The organism is Pseudoalteromonas sp. HL-AS2 (genome assembly GCF_031198805.1).
Classification (GTDB): Bacteria; Pseudomonadota; Gammaproteobacteria; order Enterobacterales; family Alteromonadaceae; genus Pseudoalteromonas; species Pseudoalteromonas nigrifaciens.
The window spans coordinates 2,585,622-2,604,790 of record NZ_CP133571.1; the positions used below are offsets into that span (position 1 = coordinate 2,585,622).

The 19,169-nt window shown below is 41.3% G+C and carries 14 protein-coding genes; 7 read left to right on the top strand and 7 right to left on the bottom strand.

Annotation, left to right across the window (positions count from 1 at the left end):
* The first annotated feature begins 314 nt into the window (after positions 1-314).
* Positions 315-1,298 carry an IS110 family transposase gene (locus tag RB215_RS12035; RefSeq protein WP_309216488.1) on the top strand — a complete coding sequence of 328 codons (984 nt, stop codon included), beginning with the start codon at positions 315-317 and terminating at the stop codon, positions 1,296-1,298.
* A gap of 232 nt (positions 1,299-1,530) precedes the next feature.
* Here RB215_RS12035 and gcvP read toward each other — a convergent pair whose 3' ends face one another.
* From gcvP to RB215_RS12055, 4 genes are all read right to left on the bottom strand, one after another.
* Positions 1,531-4,422 (bottom strand): aminomethyl-transferring glycine dehydrogenase, encoded by a 2,892-nt coding sequence (gene gcvP, locus RB215_RS12040; RefSeq protein WP_089368720.1) that lies wholly within the window; start codon positions 4,420-4,422, stop codon positions 1,531-1,533.
* 164 nt (positions 4,423-4,586) lie between these two features.
* Positions 4,587-4,976: a glycine cleavage system protein GcvH gene (gcvH, locus tag RB215_RS12045; RefSeq protein ID WP_011329122.1), complete on the bottom strand. Its 390-nt coding sequence runs from the start codon at positions 4,974-4,976 to the stop codon at positions 4,587-4,589.
* Between the two features lie 59 nt (positions 4,977-5,035).
* The gene (gcvT, locus tag RB215_RS12050; protein ID WP_011329123.1) at positions 5,036-6,118 is read right to left on the bottom strand and encodes a glycine cleavage system aminomethyltransferase GcvT; all 1,083 of its coding nucleotides are present in this window, start codon (positions 6,116-6,118) and stop codon (positions 5,036-5,038) included.
* A 157-nt stretch (positions 6,119-6,275) separates the two neighbouring features.
* Positions 6,276-6,875, bottom strand: coding sequence for a hypothetical protein (locus RB215_RS12055; protein ID WP_309216492.1), 600 nt, complete (start codon positions 6,873-6,875; stop codon positions 6,276-6,278).
* A gap of 127 nt (positions 6,876-7,002) precedes the next feature.
* Here RB215_RS12055 and RB215_RS12060 point away from each other — a divergent pair, with 127 nt between their 5' ends.
* On the top strand, positions 7,003-7,848 hold the full coding sequence (locus RB215_RS12060; RefSeq protein ID WP_011329125.1) for a LysR family transcriptional regulator: 846 nt from the start codon (positions 7,003-7,005) through the stop codon (positions 7,846-7,848).
* A gap of 173 nt (positions 7,849-8,021) precedes the next feature.
* Entirely contained in the window at positions 8,022-10,178 is a 2,157-nt protein-coding gene (locus RB215_RS12065; protein WP_309216493.1) for a TonB-dependent receptor domain-containing protein, read from the top strand.
* Between the two features lie 386 nt (positions 10,179-10,564).
* Here the strand turns inward: RB215_RS12065 and rlmB are convergent, their stop codons facing one another.
* The 3 genes from rlmB to RB215_RS12080 all read right to left on the bottom strand — a co-directional run bounded on the left by rlmB (position 10,565) and on the right by RB215_RS12080 (position 14,789).
* A complete protein-coding gene (gene rlmB, locus RB215_RS12070; protein WP_011329127.1) occupies positions 10,565-11,308 on the bottom strand; it encodes a 23S rRNA (guanosine(2251)-2'-O)-methyltransferase RlmB in 744 nt (247 codons plus the stop codon).
* The gene (gene rnr / locus RB215_RS12075) at positions 11,305-13,797 is read right to left on the bottom strand and encodes a ribonuclease R (RefSeq protein WP_011329128.1); all 2,493 of its coding nucleotides are present in this window, start codon (positions 13,795-13,797) and stop codon (positions 11,305-11,307) included. Before rnr ends, rlmB begins: the two co-directional genes overlap by 4 nt.
* Before the next feature lie 251 nt (positions 13,798-14,048).
* Positions 14,049-14,789: an enoyl-CoA hydratase/isomerase family protein gene (locus tag RB215_RS12080; protein ID WP_309216496.1), complete on the bottom strand. Its 741-nt coding sequence runs from the start codon at positions 14,787-14,789 to the stop codon at positions 14,049-14,051.
* Positions 14,790-15,100: 311 nt separating this feature from the next.
* Between RB215_RS12080 and RB215_RS12085 the strand changes: the two genes are divergently transcribed.
* From RB215_RS12085 to queG, 4 genes are all read left to right on the top strand, one after another.
* Positions 15,101-15,967: a DMT family transporter gene (locus RB215_RS12085; RefSeq protein ID WP_182676461.1), complete on the top strand. Its 867-nt coding sequence runs from the start codon at positions 15,101-15,103 to the stop codon at positions 15,965-15,967.
* The gene (locus RB215_RS12090; protein WP_309216498.1) at positions 15,964-16,656 is read left to right on the top strand and encodes a glycerophosphodiester phosphodiesterase family protein; all 693 of its coding nucleotides are present in this window, start codon (positions 15,964-15,966) and stop codon (positions 16,654-16,656) included. Before RB215_RS12085 ends, RB215_RS12090 begins: the two co-directional genes overlap by 4 nt.
* A 24-nt stretch (positions 16,657-16,680) precedes the next feature.
* Positions 16,681-17,901, top strand: coding sequence for a methyl-accepting chemotaxis protein (locus RB215_RS12095; RefSeq protein ID WP_309216499.1), 1,221 nt, complete (start codon positions 16,681-16,683; stop codon positions 17,899-17,901).
* Between the two features lie 109 nt (positions 17,902-18,010).
* The gene (gene queG / locus RB215_RS12100) at positions 18,011-19,150 is read left to right on the top strand and encodes a tRNA epoxyqueuosine(34) reductase QueG (protein ID WP_220488969.1); all 1,140 of its coding nucleotides are present in this window, start codon (positions 18,011-18,013) and stop codon (positions 19,148-19,150) included.
* Positions 19,151-19,169: the final 19 nt, after the last annotated feature.

Here is a 19,169-nt window from a genome sequence, read left to right on the forward strand (position 1 = left end):
AAACTGAAACTCAAATATCATGCTTAATACTACGGTTCTGATATCAGTAATCGGTGAGTCGTTTAGCTCATGAATGCTACTCCTAAATTTTCCGAGTAACATTCGACGCGCCAGCAAGCTATGCGCCTTGTATCTCTCATTGATAAATGATTAGCTATCATTTATCACATCGAAGTCAGTGAGCTTGCCTGTGCGTCTAGTATTTAATACTGCTCCGTAGATAAGGCCCTGACTTTCTATTCTCAGAAACTGAATGGTATCCAAGCACACTTTTATTTAAGTAGATGCTGTATGTACAAGGGGAGTAAGTAGAGATGATGTTTATCGGCATTGATATTAGTAAAGAGAAGATTGATTTATCGTGGTTGAGAGACCAGCTTACAAACAAAATTAAAACAAAAGTCTTTAAAAACAAGCATCAAGACTTTTTAGCAATAGAAAAATGGCTTTTAAATACAACTAAAAGCGCTGCTAATGAGCTCGTTATCACCCTCGAACCAACGGGTGTTTATCATGAAGCACTGATGTATTTTTTACACGAGCAAGGCTTTAATATTATTTTAGCGAATCCCGGTAAAGCTAAAAAGTATGCAGACGCTTTAAACATAATTCATAAAACAGACAAATCTGATGCAACGATGCTTGCTCATTACGGCTGTGCTAAGCACGCAGTCGTTAGTTATTGGCAACCTGAAGCGTTAGAAATTAGAGAGCTTAAAGCCCTTATTCGTCGTTTAGATGCGCTTGAGAGTAACCGACAACGAGAAGCTAACCGATTAGAAGCAAGTGAATTCAGCAACGTTTCAGCACGTGTTTGCCAATCGATAAAAGTGACAATCGCGTTTTTAGATGATGAAATTAAACAGCTTAAATCTGACATTGATAACCACATAGATAATGAACCTGATTTAAAAAGAAACAGGAGACTACTTGAGTCTATCCCTGGCATTGGGCCCGTATTATCGAGAGAGCTGACGTATTTGTTTGCGGCTAAAAAATTTAATAAAGCCAAAGAAGCGGCAGCTTATTGTGGATTAATTCCACGGCACAATGAATCGGGTAAATTAAAAGGGCGAACATCAATCAGTAAACTTGGGCCAGCCAGAATTCGATGCAAACTTTATATGGCGGCCATTGTTGCCGGGCAATGGAATAAAACAATAAAACGACATAAGTTAACGTTAATAAATAATGGTAAAACACCGATGCAAGCTGTGTGTGCAAATATGCGAAAGCTAATTCATATATGTTTTGGTGTAATAAAAAACCAAGAAGCGTTTAAGCTTCAAGAAAGTTAAATACGACCTTGAAGCTTAAAATGAGAGATGGTATCTACAATAAATAACACATACTCTTGGCTTTTGAGCGAGTAAGTATATTTGTGATTCGTTGGGTTTCGTTGCACTCTTCCCAACCTACGCCCATATTATTTATGGCGAATCACCACACAAAAAAAAGCCGTTGCATTGCTGCAACGGCTTTTTTAATTTTGATAAATTCCCAATCTACTGTAGAAATTTTTTCAAAAAATTAATCGCGGTATGTCTCAACCGGTGGGCAAGCACACACTAAGTTACGGTCGCCGTATACGTCGTCAATACGTGTTACGGTTGGCCAGAACTTGTTTTTAGCCACGCTTGGCACTGGGAATGCTGCGTAAAAACGGTCGTATGCACGGTCCCATTCGTTACCTAACACGTCGCCTTGGGTGTGCGGTGCAAACACTAACGGGTTGTTTTCGATTGACCATTCGCCAGAGATTACTTTGTCGATTTCGCTCTTAATTGACACCATTGCTTCGATGAAGCGGTCGATCTCAACCTTAGACTCAGACTCGGTAGGCTCTATCATTAACGTGCCCGCTACTGGGAACGACATAGTAGGTGAATGGAAACCGTAGTCTTGTAGGCGTTTAGCCACGTCCATTTCAGTAATACCCGACAACTCTTTAAGCGGACGCAAGTCAACAATACATTCGTGCGCAACACGGTTGTTACGGCCACGGTATAAAATTGGAAAGTGCTTGCTTAGCTCATGCGTTAAGTAGTTAGCATTTACAATTGCCATTTCAGTGGCTTGTTTTAAGCCCTCTGAGCCCATCATGGTAATGTAAGCCCACGAAATAGGTAAAATAGACGCTGAACCATATGGCGCTGCCGATACCGCTCCATTACCTTCGTTAGTACCTGGTACGTTAATAATGCTGTGGTTAGGCATAAATGGCGCAAGGTGCGATTTAACACCAATTGGGCCAACACCTGGGCCACCGCCACCGTGTGGAATACAAAAGGTTTTATGCAAGTTTAAGTGCGATACGTCTGAGCCAATAAAGCCTGGGCTAGTTACGCCAACTTGCGCGTTCATGTTTGCGCCGTCCATGTAAACTTGGCCGCCGTGCTGATGAATAATATCGCAAATTTCACGAATTGTTTCTTCGTATACGCCGTGTGTAGATGGGTAAGTGATCATAATACACGATAAGTTTTCGGCTACCGCTTCTGCTTTCGCTTTAAGATCGGCCATGTCTACGTTACCGTTTTTATCACAATCAACCACCACAATTTTCATGCTGGCCATTTGTGCCGACGCTGGGTTAGTACCATGCGCCGAGCTTGGAATTAAACATACGTTACGGTGAGCGTCGCCGCGAGACTCGTGGTATTTACGAATGGCAATTAAGCCTGCGTATTCACCTTGAGCACCTGAGTTAGGTTGCAATGAAACCGCATCGTAACCGGTAATGTTTACCAACCAATCATGCAGTTCGCCCATCATAATTTGATAGCCTTGTGCTTGATCTAGCGGGCAAAATGGGTGCAAGTTTGAAAATTCAGGCCAGGTAATTGGGATCATCTCAGCAGTCGCGTTTAGTTTCATGGTACATGAACCTAACGAGATCATTGAGTGATTAAGCGCTAAATCTTTGTTTTCTAGGCGCTTAATATAACGCAGCATTTCAGTTTCGCTGTGGTACGAATTAAAGTTAGGGTGCGTTAATACTTCGTCATCACGCTCTAAGCTTGCTGGAATTGACGTGCTGCCATTGTTTTCAATATCGGCTGCAATTGCATCAACACTTAGGCCATGGCCTTCGCCTAATACAATATCAAATAACTGCGCTACGTCTGCACGTGTGGTGGTTTCTGATACGGCAATTGAGTATTCGCCATCGCGGTTAGTAGCAAAGTTAACACCGCTTGCTAGTGCACGCGCAATAACGTCGGCTTTGCTATCGCTTACTACCGTTAGGGTATCAAACCAGGTGTTGTGTTTAAGGCTCACGCCTTTAGCTTGTAAGCCTGCAGCTAAAATATCGGCAAAGCGATGAATACGCTGAGCAATAGTTTTTAAGCCTTGTGGGCCATGGTACACAGCGTAAAACGCTGCCATGTTGGCAAGTAATACTTGCGCGGTACAAATGTTTGAGTTGGCTTTGTCGCGGCGAATGTGTTGCTCACGCGTTTGCATTGCCATACGCAGTGCATCGTTACCTAAACGGTCTTTAGATACGCCAATAATACGACCTGGTAATGAACGTTTGTACGCGTCACGTGTTGCAAAAAATGCAGCATGTGGGCCACCGTAACCCATAGGTACACCAAAACGCTGCGCCGAACCTAATACTACGTCTGCGCCTAATTTACCCGGTGCTTTTAATAGTAATAAACTCATAATGTCGGCAGCAACACAGGCAATTGCCTTTTTGCTTTGTACGCCAGCAATTAGGTCGGTAATGTCTACCACTTCACCAGTTGTTGATGGGTATTGAAATAACGCGCCAAAAATCTCATGGTTAACAGCGTCGGCTGCTTTGCCAACAATTATTTCAAAACCAAACTGCTCGGCGCGGGTGCTTACTACGTCAATTGTTTGTGTGTGTACGTCGTCGGCAATAAAAAATGCATTGGCTTTTTTCGCTTTAGATACACGTTTTGCAAGGCCCATAGCCTCTGCTGCAGCGGTTGATTCGTCAAGTAACGATGCACTTGCTAAATCTAGGCCGGTTAAATCTAGGGTCATAGTTTGAAAGTTAAGTAACGACTCTAAACGCCCTTGCGCTATCTCTGGCTGATATGGAGTGTACGCAGTATACCAACCTGGGTTTTCTAGTACGTTACGTAAAATTACGTGCGGTACATGTGTTGGGTGGTAGCCTTGGCCAATATACGATTTGAAAACTTTATTTTTGCTTGCTACTGATTTTAAGTAGCTTAGTGTTTCAACTTCGGTGCGGCTTTCGCCCACGGTTAAAGGCTGCTCAAGGCGAATACCTGCAGGTACAGTTTGACCGATCAGCTCTTCAACACTCGATACTTCAAGCGCGCTAAGCATATCGCTTACTTGCGCTGGGCTTGGCCCAATATGGCGGCGAATAAAATCTTGCGTTTGCTCTAACTGCTCAAGAGATTTGGCGTTTGACATGTGTCCAGATTCCTATGATCCAAAAAATGTGATTATTACTAATGGGTAACCAGCAATAACTTAAAATTAATATGATTTAATAACTTACAGTGTATGGAAAGGTAAGCAGCAAAATCATAAAAGCCCCAATGTTTTAAATAATGGGGCTTTTTACTCACTAAAGATTAATCTTCGTCAATAGTGTTTGCGTAGTCTTCTGCATTTAGTAGGTTTTCAAGCTCAGACTCATCTGATGCTTTAATGCGAAATAACCAGCCGTCACCAAACGCGTCGGTGTTAACTGTTTCTGGTGCGTCTTCTAGCTCTTCGTTAATTGCAACAATTTCGCCACCAATTGGTGCGTAAATGTCTGATGCTGCTTTTACCGATTCTGCTACTGCACACTCTTCGCCTGCATCTACTTCGTCGCCTACTTCTGGAAGTTCTACGAATACCATGTCGCCAAGTAACTCTTGCGCATGTTCAGTAATACCAACAGTAAACGTACCGTCACCTTCGTTGCGAACCCACTCGTGTGAAGAGGCATACTTTAACTCGCTAGGGATATTGCTCATTTTGTTTTGTCCTTTGGTTTATATTGGGTGATAGCACCAAAATTAAATTTATTTATACTTTAAAGTATTGATTTACCGTTACGTACAAAGCCAGGCTTTACTACTTTTACGGTAACTAATTTTTTACGCATTTCTACCTGAGCGGTGTCGCCCGTTGAACGTGGTACACGTGCAAGCGCTACACTGTAACCCAGTGTTGGTGAAAAAGTGCCAGAAGTAATAACACCTTCGCCACCATCAACAATTACTTTAGAGCCACTGCGCAAGATACCTTTTTCTTCTAGCACTAGGCCTACTTGTTTATCAGTGCTTTGGTCGGCGCGTTGTTGTACTAGTACATCACGGCCAATAAAGTCACGACTTTGTGGTTCCCATGCAATAGTCCAAGCCATGTTAGCCGCTAGTGGAGATACGCTTTCGTCCATATCTAGGCCATAAAGGTTCATGCCCGCTTCTAAACGTAGCGTGTCGCGTGCGCCTAAACCTGCTGGTGCAACTCCTGCGTCTAACAGTTGTTGCCATAAATCGGCAGCTTGCTCTTTTGGCACTACAATTTCGTAACCGTCTTCGCCAGTATAACCCGTTGTGGCAATAAATAAATCACCTGTTTGCACGCCAAAAAACGGTTTCATACCCTCTATTGCTGCATTTTGCTCAGCTGTTAATAATGTGGCAGTTTTAGCTTTAGCGTTAGGGCCTTGCACTGCAATCATGCCAAATTCGTTACGCTCTGTAACGGTAACGGCAAAATCGGCTGATATTTTAGCAAGGTGAGCTAAGTCTTTTTCGCGAGTTGCTGAGTTAACAACTAGGCGATAAGAGGTGTTACTGAAAAAATAAATTATTAAGTCGTCAATTACGCCGCCTTGCTCATTTAGCATTGGGGTATATAACGCTTTACCAGGTACGGTAAGTTTAGCAACATCGTTTGCTACTAGTTTTTGTAAAAATGCTTGTGCTTGCTCGCCTTGTATATCAACAATGGTCATGTGCGATACGTCAAACATACCGGCATCGTTGCGTACTGCATTATGCTCTTCTATTTGCGAGCCGTAGTTAATTGGCATTTCCCAGCCATGAAAATCAACCATTTTAGCGCCCGCTTCAAGGTGCTTAGCATAAAGTACTGTTTTAGAAGTCATGATATTCCTTCACTTTTAAATTAACCCAGTTATTTGGGCGTGGCCTCAATTTAATGAGGGGGAATAATATGGCCTGCGTTTAACGCCTGCCAAATTGTAATTAAACACAGCCAAATATTAATACTAAGCTGTGAGCACCCAAGTTAGGGTGAATATTTTACGCTGCAGCGCCTTGAATAAGGGCAAAGCCTTGGGCTTGCATATACTCTTGCCACTTTTGCAGCTCAGGAGTTTTAGCCACCAGTACAAATTGTTGCTGGTCGTTTTTATTTATGGCTGTGATAAATACGTCACCGCTTTGCGTACCGTAACATAATTGTGCATCTGAAAGACGTAAACCCGGCGTTAATTTAAAGGCTTCTACAATTGAGCCAAAGGCATTACTGCCGCTTAAAATAAAGCTTGCTAGGTCAGTACGCATAACATAATCAATGTCATAACGCAGTTGTTGCTCGTTTATAAGTGCTTGTAATTGCAGACTTGCGCAGTGCGGTAATATAAATCTAAAAGCGGTTTCGCTAAAGCAGTAAACGGCATAGCTATAATCAGAATTAAAATCGCCATCAAGGGTGCCAATTAAACCCAAACCACTGGCAGTTAACTTAGTTAAATCGTGGCCTAGTATATTACTTAAAAATACCGAGGCTTCTGTGCCGCTAAAGTCTATTACAACGTGGTTGTTGCTGGCCTGCAAAGAATTAATAACCGCGCTGTTAGCTTTGCTATGGCGGGCAAACATAATGGGGCTAAAAGTCATAACAAACACCTATCAAACTTATAATATCAAAAGTATATTGCTCCCGCTGTACAACAACAAATTGTAATTATTAATCAATTGATAAATAATGCTTATATATATGGCGATATTAATTGTGATTTTAAATATGAAAAACATTTCAACAGATAGTTTACGCACTTTTGTAATGGTAGTAGAGGCCAGCGGCTTTGCTAAAGCCGGCGATTTACTTGGCTTATCGCAACCTGCGGTTAGCCTGCAAATAAAGCGCTTAGAAGATTTGCTCGGTTATAAATTATTTAAAAAACAAGGCCAACGCCAAGTGCTTAATCAATATGGCGAGCTATTATTGCCAATGGCTAAACAAATGATGCAACACAACGATGCCATTTTGCAGCTATTTACCTCAGAAAGTATTACCGGCCGAGTACGTTTGGGTATTCCAAGCGAATTTGCAGCGCGTATTTTACCCTCTATTATTGGCGACTTTGTAGCTTTATACCCTGAAGTATCGCTGGAAGTTAAATCGCGTTTAAGTAAGCATTTATTATCGCAAGAACGCCAAGATCAGTTTGATTTAGTACTGGCACTCAACGAGCAGCTCGACTCGGAGCAATTTCCTATTTTTAAGCAAGATCAGCTGGTATGGGTGGGCGACTTGTCGCTGGCACAAAACGACACTGTTACTTTGGTTACCGCTCCCGAGGGGTGTATTTACAGACGCCGAGCTATAGAGGCGCTAGAAAGGTCGGGAATAAAGTATCGTATTGTGTATAGCAACGCCGATTTAACTGGGCTTATTGCTGCGCTAAAAGAAGGCTTAGGCATTACAGTGCTGGCTAAAAGTACTGTACCAAACGAGCTAAACTATCAACTTAAAACCAAATTTTTACCATCCTTGGGTGATATTGGTATTAGCTTAGTAAAAACGGCCAGTGAGCCAGAAAATGCCGTTTTTAAACTGGCCGAATTTATAAAACTTCGCTTAGGCTAACCTGCTTTATACACATACTAGCCAACAAATCTTCATATATTAAAAGTTATATATATGAAGATTTTTAGTTATAAAAACTTACACACGCAAACACTGAATAACATTGATTCTCATTCGTTAACGTGTTTAAATTGCGCCAATTTAGTTAATTGACTCAATTTAGGATAGTCTCAATGGCACATAAGTTTTTAGTATCTACCCTTGCAACTGCGGTTGCCTTGTCTATTAGTGCAACTGCAATGGCAAAAGATATGGGTAAGGTAGAGCGTAACTTTGAACAAATTACAGTTATAGGCTCACAACAAGCTATTAACGATATTCCGGGCTCTGCAACGTTTATTTCGGATGCTGAGCTGCAAAAATTTGAATTTACCGACATTTCTCGTGTTTTAGCCTCTGTACCTGGTGTTTACGTACAAGAAGAAGACGGCTACGGCCTGCGCCCTAATATAGGTATGCGCGGAACTGGCACTGGTCGTAACGACAAAATATCAGTAATGGAAGATGGTGTACTTGTAGCACCTGCGCCTTACTCGGCTCCTTCGGCTTATTACTTCCCTACTATGGGCCGCATGGAGTCTATTGAAGTATTAAAAGGTGCTGCATCGGTTAAATATGGTCCACGTACTACAGGCGGCGTTTTAAACTTATTATCGCGCAGCTTACCAACCGAGCCTAATAGCTCAACAGGTATGCTTGATGCTGCCTTAGGTAGCGATGGCTACTATAAAGGCCATGCTTATTTTGCCAAAGAAAAAAACAATACCGCGGGTTTAATTGAAGTATTTACCTACGGCGCAGATGGTTTTAAAGACCTGCCAGTTGGCGATGACAACACCGGCTTTGAAAAAACTGACTTACTATTAAAGTTAGGCCATACATTTGGTAAAAATGACGCGCATAACCTTGAGCTAAAAATTAAGTATTCAGACGAAACATCAGACGAAACTTACATGGGCTTAACCGATGCCGATTACCAAGCAACGCCATACCATCGTTATGCGGCATCGCAAAATGATGAAATGAATACCCGTCACAATGCTTATCAACTTAACTATGCATATCGCTTTGGTGCAGGTTACGAACTACTTGCTACGGCATATTTAAACGACTTTCATCGTAACTGGTATAAAGCCAGTAAAGTAAGCGAAAGCTACCTTGAGCAGTACAGCGAATTTGAAGCCAACCCTACCACACAAGGTATTGAAGGCATTGCTATAAAAGCAAATAACCGCGACTACCAAGCTAAAGGTATTCAGTCTGAGCTGCATATTCCTGCTGGCAATCACTATATAACTGTGGGTATGCGTTACCATGAAGACGAAATGGATCGCTTTCAGTGGCAAGACGAGTACACGCTTAATCAAGACTTAAGCATGACACTGACAGAGCGCGGAGTTCCGGGTTCTGACAGTAACCGCGTAGATAGTGCCACTGCACGTACTTTATTTATTCAAGACGAATGGACGCTAGATGCATTAGTGATCAGTGCTGGCCTGCGCTTCGAAGACATTACGATTACCCGTGAAGAGTGGGCAAAGTCGGATCCTACACGCAGCAATGGTTTAACTAAAAATGTGTCGAACGACACTGATATTTTAGTGCCGTCACTCGGTGCAACTTACACAGTAAACGACAACATCACTCTACTTGCTGGTATTCAACAAGGTTATGCGCCAGCCGCGCCGGGTAATGCCGACCAAGAAGAAGAAAAAAGTGTAAATATTGAATTTGGTTCACGCTATAACGTAAGCGGTATTAATGGTGAAATTATTGCGTTTTATTCTGATTACGACAACATGCACGGTAATTGTACTGCCGCTGTAGGGTGTAGCGATGAGAACATTGGCGATCAATATAACTATGGTGAAGTAGCTGTTTCTGGCGTTGAATTTAGTGCAGGCCATACTTTTAACACCGATACTGTTATGTTCCCGGTTAAGTTAACTTACACCTACACAGATTCTGAATTTAAAAACACTTTTGATTCAGAAATTTGGGGCACAGTAGAAAAAGGCGACGCTATGCCTTACGTGCCAAAAAACCAAGTAGCACTCTCTATGGGTGCTGAATTATCAGCATTTGTTGTACACAGCCAACTGCGCTATGTATCTGACTCACATGCAGATTTAACCGACTCTGGCTTAAATGCTATTAATAGCCGTGTGGTATGGGATTTAGCCGCTAAATACCGCATCGACGACAATCAAAAAGTATACTTAAGCGTTGATAACTTGTTTGATAAAACCTACATTGCTAATCGTGCTAATGGCGGTATTCAACCAGGTAAGCCTCGTACCCTACAGTTGGGCTACAGCTACTCATTCTAAGTTGAAAGCTGGTTAAACGGCTCACTAACAGCGTTAATAATTTTTTATGCAGGAAACACTACACATCTAAATTATTGCCTTGTTATTGAACCGTTTACCTGCGCTTTTAAGGCAATACTACTTACTAACAGCGTTAATAATTTTTTATGTAGGAAACACTACACATCTAAATTGTTGCTTTGTTATTGAACCGTTTACCTGTGCTTTTAAGGCAATACTACTTACTAACAGCGTTAATAATTTTTTATGTAGGAAGCACTACACATCTAAATTATTGCCTTGTTATTGAACCGTTTATAACAACCGCATTAAATTACGAACACAAAAAAACCGAGATTGAATTTTCAACCTCGGTTTTTTATTGCTTAAACGAGCCAGTTAATAACTTAGTTATTAACGCTACGTTGGCGTAATACTTCAAATAAACAAATACCTGTGGCTACCGATACGTTTAAGCTTGAAACCGTTCCCGCCATAGGTATTTTAACTAACAAGTCGCAATGCTCGCGGGTTAAACGGCGCATGCCTTCGCCTTCGGCACCCATAACAATAGCCATTGGCCCTGTTAAGCTGGCATCAAATACGTGGTTATCTGTTTCGCCTGCAGTGCCTACAACCCAAACACCAGCGTCTTTAATTTCGCGCAATGTACGTGCAAGGTTAGTAACCTGAATAAGCGGTACTGTTTCGGCTGCGCCACAGGCAACTTTACGCGCTGTGCCGTTAAGCTTAGCTGAGCGATCTTTAGGTACAATTACAGCATGTACGCCAGCGGCGTCGGCACTACGTAAACATGCACCTAAGTTATGCGGATCAGTAATGCCATCAAGCACTAACAAAAATGGAGTATCTTCACGTGCAATAATCGCATCAAGATCTTTTTCGTTAAACGTTGGTGCTGCTTTTACGTTGGCAATAATACCTTGATGCTGCTCGCCTTTTGATTTGCTATCAAGGGCTTTGCGTTGCATGTACTGTACTGAAATACCAAATTTAAGTGCTTCATCAATAATCGGGGTTGAGCGTTTATCGTCACGCCCTTTAAGCGCGTAAATTTCTACAAAACGCTCTGGTTCGCTTGCTAAAATCGCTTCAACAGAATGAAAACCAAAAATTAATTCATTACTCACGTATTTTCTGCTCCTGGGGTATTACGTTTGCGGGCATTTTTGCCTACTCTTTTAGGCTTTTTAACGGCCTTTTTTTTAGGTTTTTTATTTGCTGTGGCATCTACTGCTTTTTTGTCAGCTGGTTTAGTTGCCGACTTATTTGCAGGTTTACCTTTATCTTTGCTTGCTGGCCTTTTTTTACCTTTAGGTTTTTCATCGCCATGCGATTTTTTACCCGGTACTTTGCCTGCTTTTAACTGTGAGCGTACACTCGCAGGTGCATGCTCAGATTTATCAGTGCCTTTTGGCCCACGGCGGCGCGTGTATCGGTCTTGCGCTTTATCGCCTTTAAGGGTTAAGTTTATGCGTCTGTCTTCTAAGCTAACCGATGCAACACTTACCGTTACTTTATCGCCAAGGCGATATACTTTGTGCGTTTGCTCGCCTATTAAACAATGTTTTGCGGCATCATGGGCAAAAAATTCATTGCCTAAGTTGGCAACATGAATAAGGCCATCAATTTGCAAATCATCTAAACGAATGAATAAACCAAAATTGGTTACCGATGAAATAACACCGTCAAACTCAGTGCCAACGTGATCTTGCATAAACTCACATTTTAACCAATCGGCTACTTCGCGAGTAGCATCGTCGGCGCGGCGCTCTGTGGTAGAACACTGCTCACCTAACTTATCTACTTCGTCATCTGTGTATGCGTATTCGCCTGAAGTATGTTGGCCTTGTGCTTTTAGTACCGCTTTTATAGCACGATGCACTACTAAGTCGGGGTAACGACGAATTGGTGAAGTAAAGTGCGCATAAGCAGATAAGGCTAAACCAAAGTGGCCTATGTTATCTGGTTGATACACAGCTTGCTTCATTGAGCGCAGCAGCATGGTTTGAATAAGCTCTGCTTCTGGGCGATCGCCTAAACGAGCTAGCACTTGAGTAATTTCTTTAGGTGTTGGCTCGTCGCTTAACGTGCTCTCAATACCAAGTTCGCCTAAAAACTTAGTAAAGTTACCTAGTTTTTCGCTATCTGGCTCGTCATGGACACGAAATAGCGCGCTGGCTTCGTGTTTTTCAAGTAATTTAGCCGCCGATACGTTGGCTAAAATCATACATTCTTCAATAAGTTTGTGCGCATCGTTACGAATAACCGGCACTATCGATTCTATTTTACGCTGTGCGTTAAATACAAAACGAGTTTCGAGAGTTTCAAACTCAATTGCACCACGCTCTTGGCGAGCCGATTTAAGCGCTAAATACATTTGCTGTAAATCGGTTAAATGTGGCACTACATGCGCATATTCTTTACGTAGTTTTTCATCGTTTTGTAAAATGGCATTTACTTTGGTGTAAGTTAAACGTGCATGCGAATTCATTATCGCTTCGTAAAACTTATAACCCGAAAGCTTGCCCGAATCTGACACTGTCATTTCGGCAACCATACATAAGCGATCAACTTCAGGGTTAAGCGAACATAAGCCGTTAGACAATACTTTAGGCAGCATAGGAATTACTTGCTCAGGAAAATACACTGAGTTACCACGCTCTATGGCTTCTTTGTTTAGCGGGGTGTTCATACCTACGTAATGCGACACATCGGCAATAGCAACCCATAAACGCCAACCACCTGACTTTTTAGGCTCACAATAAACGGCATCATCAAAGTCGCGTGCGTCTTCGCCATCTATGGTTACTAAAGGTAGGTCGCGTAAATCTACGCGGTTTTGCTTGTCAGCCTCGTCAACAAATTCGCCAAGGTGGGCTACTTGCGCTTCAACTTCTTCAGGCCAAACGTGCGGAATATCGTGGTTACGCAGGGCAACTTCTATTTCCATACCTGGGGCTAAATGCTCGCCAAGTACGTCAATTACTTTACCTACCGCGTTCATATTTCGGGTGGGGTTTTGCGTTATTTTAACTTGCACCATTTGGTTGTGGCGCGCGCCGTTTTCGCTTCCCGGTAAAATCATTATGTCTTGGGTAATACGCGGATCTTCGGCAACCACTACGGCAATACCATGCTCAACAAAATAGCGGCCAACAATAGGCGCGCGCTCGTTGGTAAGTACTTTTATAATACGTGCATCGCATTTTGAGCCAGAGCCACGTTTAGTGCCTTTAGCAAGTACAATGTCGCCATGTAACACCATATTCATTTGGTGTTTAGCAATAAACCAATCTTTATTCTCGCCTTCAACTTCTAAAAAGCCAAAACCGTCTCTGTGGCCTACTACTTTGCCTTTAGTTAAACCGGCTTCGTCAATTAGGGCGTAACATTTATGCTTATTAAAATACAGCTGACCGTCACGTTCCATAGCACGAAGGCGGCGTTTAAATGCGATTTGCCGTTCTTCATCGTTTACCGCTAGTTCTTCACATAACTGTGCATAGTTAGCAGGTTTTGAACGCTCTTGAAGGTGAGTAAGTATAAACTCACGGCTAGGGACTGGGTTTTCGTACTTTTCTTGTTCTCGACTGAGATTTGGATCTTGGTTTGACATTCACTATCTTGTTAGTTTGGTTATGTAGGTATTTTAACCCATATAGCTAAAATGAGACAGGTAAAAGCTATTAAACTTTTAATAAAGCACTTTTACCTTACTTTTTGTATTTAAAAACTTAGCCTAACCGGGCTTAACCCGCCCTTAATTTTGTGGCGGGTTTATTCTGCTATAAGTTAAAATTAGTAACTAAAATTAGTAACTAAAATTAGTAGCTCAAACAAACTCATTAAGGCCTGTTTGACGCTAAGTTAGAATTGTTTTTGCTGTAAATTTTTCCATAACAATTTACTGATATTATCGATAAAGATCGGATCTTCTGTTTCCATGGTTAACACTATTTGTTTATTCATTTGGGTTTTATTTTGAGCGTAAATCCAACGGTTTTTATTAAACTGTTGTGCAAAGCCCAGCGCACCTGCTTGTAATTGAGCTTCATCGGCAAAAATAGCTTCTACTACTTTGTTATCTAATAACTCTTGTGCCCCTACTCGCATACCCGACATAGCTAAACGGTTAAAAAAGGCTTGTGGAATAGCTTTATTAATAATAGGAAACATTGAGGGTAAAAATGGCACCATCACATCGACTTCAGGAAAACAAAAAAATCCCTTATCAGATTTCATTAGCCTAAAATCACAAGCGCAGGCCAATACTGCACCATTACCAAAAGTATGGCCGTTTAACGCGGCAATAATCGGCATAGGAAACGTAATAATGCGTTTTAATAACGCGGTTACATCGCTCATAAAGCCGGCAATTGTTTCTGGGGTATTACTCGTATTAGCCATCCACTCTAGATCGATTCCCAATGACCAATTTTTTTCACTGTTAGATGTAAGCACCACCGACTTAATATTTTTATCGGCTTCTATTTGATCAAGATGCTGATTAAACTCAGCCAAAAACTCTGGATTATGGCGGTTTTCGGGGGTATTCATGGTTAAAACGGCCGTGCTTTCTTCGGTTTTTATTGCTATAAAACGTGTCATTTATTCCCTCATTTTTCATTATTTTAATTATTAATGCTGTTTCAGCAGCGCGTTTTTGTTATTAATACACTCAAGCTTGGTTTAGTGTTTTTACGCACAACTTTACAAATAAACGTTTAATTCCTGTATTTATCAATTTTAAACGCAGTAACCTACTAACGAGTGTAAGCTAAACGAATATTAAAAGTAAATTCGATTTTAGTTACATTACCTTAAATACAACTAACTTTGCTTACATTTGTCACGAAAACTCAAAAACTCATCTTAACCATTGTCTGCAATATTTAGATGAGCCAACATAAGGAAATAACATGCAGTCGCAACAGCAAAGTTTAATTTACCTACACATTGCCGTATTACTCTTTGGCGGCACTGCGCTATTTGCAAAGTTAATTGGTTTAAATGCACTCGACATTACCGTGTATCGTGCAGCCATAGCCGGCATCGCTATTTTTATTTTGCTCGGCATGCAAAAAAAGCCGATTAAGCTAAACCAAGGTAAAGATTACTTAATTGCCCTGTTACTCGGTGTGGCAGTAGGCATACATTGGGTAACTTATTTTGCGGGAATGCAACTTGCTGGGATCACCATTGGTATGTTGGCTTTTTTTAGCTACCCGGTAATAACCGTGTTTTTAGAACCGTTTTTTCATAAAAGTAAGCCCAAAGCAAAAGATATTATTAGTGCGGCGGTAGTGTTAATCGGCATTTATTTATTAATACCTAATACAAATTTAGGGAATGATGTAACACTTGGGGTGATCACTGGGGTTATTTCGGCGTTCTTTTTTGCCATTCGTAATATCATTCATAAGCGCTATTTTAATCAATACGGTGGCCCGCAAACCATGTTTTATCAAACCTTGGTTGCCAGCCTAATGCTTTGCGCGTTTATTGAAGTGCCTATTTATGCGACCACTAATCACGATTTGGTGCTTATTTTAGTTGCGGGAGTTATATTTACCGCAGCTCCACACTCATTATTTGCTGCCAGTTTAAAGCATTTATCGGCGGCAACCGCGGGGCTAATTGCTTGCCTTCAGCCACTTTACGGCACATTATTAGCTATTATTATTTTGCATGAGCGCCCCTCTATCGCCACTTTTATTGGTGGTGCATTAATTGTTAGCGCTGCTTGTTTTGAAACTTGGTCTATTGCACGGAAATCACGCCAATGAAAGTATTTGCCCATCGCGGTGCCAGTGGGCACTTTCCAGAGAACACCCAAAGCGCCATTATGGCGGCCTTACAAATAGGCGTTGACGGCATTGAAGTAGATGTACAAAGCGCACTTGATGATTACATGATCATTCACGACACTTGGCTTGATAGAACCACTAACGGCGTAGGTAAAGTGTGTAACTTTACTGCTGCTCACATTATGCAACTCAATGCTGGTAATGGCGAAAAAGTACCAACTTTACAGCAACTTTTTGATTGGAATAATAATCAAACACTCTTAAATTTAGAGCTAAAACATACTTTTAATCTTGAACAGTTTGCTACTCAAGTTGAAAAAAACATTACAGAAAAACGCATATCAGCAGATAACATTTTAGTGTCGTCGTTCGATCATCATCAACTAGCCTGGTTAAAAAAACGCTTACCTTGGCTAAAAATGGGTGCACTAACGTCATCTATACCAATTAATTATGCAAAGTTTGCTGAAGACTTAGGCGCGTACAGTGTTCATGTAGATCAAAACTTTATAAATAAAGCCTTTGTAGATGATGCAAAACAACGTGGTTTAATAATTTATGCGTACACTGTAGACAAACAACAAGATATAAAGCTGATGCTAGATTTAGGTGTGGATGGTATTTTTACAAATTATCCGGCACAAACTAAAGCTTACTTAGGTGATTAATAATAACCAAATGGTCTGTACATAATGAGTAGCTATATGCGAATTTATAATTTTTTAGAAAAAACACTTTTTTTTACCTTAACGCGCAAAATTGTGGGTAATTTAAGTTTTGTATTTTTATTTCAGGCTATTACTTTATTTTGGCTGTATGAAAGCTTAACCCTAAACCAACAAAGTACTGGGTTATTTTGGGCATTAGCTTTAGTGATTGTGGCTGGCTTTATTTTCACCCTATTTTATATGCGATTTTTAATGGTGCGCCCAGTCAAGGCAATGCGCGACACGCTAATAAATATAAACCAGCAAGATGCAGACTTATCGGCAAAGTTACCCCATTTTACTTATGATGAGTTTCGTGAACTAAGCGAGCAATACAATCTTTTTACTACTCATTTAAATCAGCTACTAAACACAACCTACAATAGCGCCCAAGCTGGTGTGCAAAGTACCGAGCAAGTAACTCAGTCTATGCAACATACTGAGCAATTAAGCGGACAACAAATACATTTAAGCCATACCATTATAAATGCCAGCAACCAAATAGCGCAGAGCTTACAAAATATAGTAAGCAATACCGACAGCGTGCATAAAATAAATAGTGAGCATTTAAATTTTGTTAAGCTTTCGGCAACAGAGTTGTCGGCCTTAGTGCAACAAGTAAAATTAATAACCGATATGCTAACCGGCTTTTCGGCAACTATTTCAGGCTTAAAAGAAAACAGTGAAAACATTCGTAGCATTTTAAAAATGGTGGAAGAGTTTTCTGATCAAACCAATCTACTAGCCCTAAATGCCGCCATTGAAGCAGCAAGAGCCGGTGATGCGGGACGTGGTTTTGCGGTAGTTGCCGATGAAGTGCGTACTCTTTCAATTAAGGTAAGTGGTGCAACGCGGCAAATTAGTGATTTTATAAACCAAATGAACGAGCTAGTAAACGAAACAAATAAAGAGTCAGAGCAATTAATTACTCACTCACACAATGCGCAAAAATCAATTAATAGTACTTCTAATGGTTTTACTAATATGCTTACTGAATTTGAGCATAACCAGCAACAGTTACAACAAATTGCCGAGGCTGTGCACTTACTTGAGCAAACACAAAATCAAACCCACCAATCGGTAGAGCATATTGTAGCGCTTGGCGAGCAAGCCAAACAAACCATAGATACAGCACTTAATGATTGCCAACAATCACAAACCCTCAGCCAACAAACACAACAACAACTAAAACGCTTTGTGCAGTAATACCTATTTTATTAAAAATAGGTATTTGCTAACAAGCTTATGGGTATAACAAGCGTTTTACCCATAAGCTAAATATGTTAAATTACCCAGCTATTTATTTAACCGTGTGATGCATGTGAGCGACGCAGTTCCTGATTATAAAAACCTTGCCCAACAAATTAAAGCGTGGGGACAAGAGCTTGGCTTTAGCGAAGTAGGTATTACTGATATAGACTTAAGCAAGCATGAAACGCAGCTGCAACGTTGGCTCGACGCCGGCTACCATGGCAATATGGATTACATGGCCGCTCATGGTATGAAACGCGCTCGCCCTGCTGAGTTAGTGCCCGGAACGCAGCGTGTTATTTCGGTAAAAATGAATTACCTGCCCCCCGATGCAGGTTTTGCCAAAACCCTTAAAAACTCAGAAAAAGCGTATATAAGTCGCTATGCTCTTGGCCGCGACTACCATAAATTAATGCGTAATCGCTTAAAAAAATTAGGCCAAAAAATAGAGCTCGAAATTGGCGAATACGGTTTTAGGCCTTTTGTCGACTCAGCCCCGGTACTTGAGCGCCAACTTGCTGAAAAAGCAGGCTTGGGCTGGCGCGGTAAACACTCATTACTTATTAATAAAGAAGCCGGTTCTTGGTTTTTTTTAGGTGAGTTATTTGTTGATTTACCGCTGCCCATAGATGCAGAAAACACCTTTGAAGGCTGTGGTAAATGCGTAGCTTGTATAACGCTATGCCCAACTGGCGCTATTGTTGAGCCCTACGTGGTAGATGCACGTAAGTGTATATCGTACTTAACCATTGAGCTACAAGGCCCTATTCCAGAGCAATACCGAACATTATTAGGTAACCGCATTTATGGTTGTGACGACTGCCAATTAGTTTGCCCGTGGAATCGTTATGGCCAACTTACCGACGAAAATGATTTTCATCCGCGCACCCAATTAAAAGATAAAGACCTGCTTGAGCTGTTTGCTTGGGATGAAGCCACTTTTTTAAAAAACACCGAAGGCAGCCCTATTCGTCGTATTGGCCACGAGCGTTGGTTGCGTAATTTGGCTGTAGGCTTAGGTAATGCTGAATTTAGCCCTAGCATTATTCATGCCCTAGAAGATAAAAGCTTAGCTTGCAGTGAACTGGTTTTAGAGCATATAAATTGGGCGCTGCAACAGCAACGCAATAAGCAAGGTACTATACTGCGTAAAACCGCAAGGCTTATCAGAATTGTTGAAAAAGGCCTACCCCGCGACGCTTAAATGTTTAGGTGTGGAGTAA

Coding starts and splice junctions, on each gene's coding strand:
- gcvT (WP_011329123.1), bottom strand. CDS start 6,118: ATGACTTCTAAAACAGTACTTTATGCTAAGCACCTTGAAGCGGGCGCT.
- RB215_RS12060 (WP_011329125.1), top strand. CDS start 7,003: ATGAAAAACATTTCAACAGATAGTTTACGCACTTTTGTAATGGTAGTA.
- RB215_RS12085 (WP_182676461.1), top strand. CDS start 15,101: ATGCAGTCGCAACAGCAAAGTTTAATTTACCTACACATTGCCGTATTA.
- gcvP (WP_089368720.1), bottom strand. CDS start 4,422: ATGTCAAACGCCAAATCTCTTGAGCAGTTAGAGCAAACGCAAGATTTT.
- RB215_RS12055 (WP_309216492.1), bottom strand. CDS start 6,875: ATGACTTTTAGCCCCATTATGTTTGCCCGCCATAGCAAAGCTAACAGC.
- RB215_RS12035 (WP_309216488.1), top strand. CDS start 315: ATGATGTTTATCGGCATTGATATTAGTAAAGAGAAGATTGATTTATCG.
- rnr (WP_011329128.1), bottom strand. CDS start 13,797: ATGTCAAACCAAGATCCAAATCTCAGTCGAGAACAAGAAAAGTACGAA.
- RB215_RS12090 (WP_309216498.1), top strand. CDS start 15,964: ATGAAAGTATTTGCCCATCGCGGTGCCAGTGGGCACTTTCCAGAGAAC.
- gcvH (WP_011329122.1), bottom strand. CDS start 4,976: ATGAGCAATATCCCTAGCGAGTTAAAGTATGCCTCTTCACACGAGTGG.
- RB215_RS12065 (WP_309216493.1), top strand. CDS start 8,022: ATGGCACATAAGTTTTTAGTATCTACCCTTGCAACTGCGGTTGCCTTG.
- RB215_RS12080 (WP_309216496.1), bottom strand. CDS start 14,789: ATGACACGTTTTATAGCAATAAAAACCGAAGAAAGCACGGCCGTTTTA.
- RB215_RS12095 (WP_309216499.1), top strand. CDS start 16,681: ATGAGTAGCTATATGCGAATTTATAATTTTTTAGAAAAAACACTTTTT.
- queG (WP_220488969.1), top strand. CDS start 18,011: ATGCATGTGAGCGACGCAGTTCCTGATTATAAAAACCTTGCCCAACAA.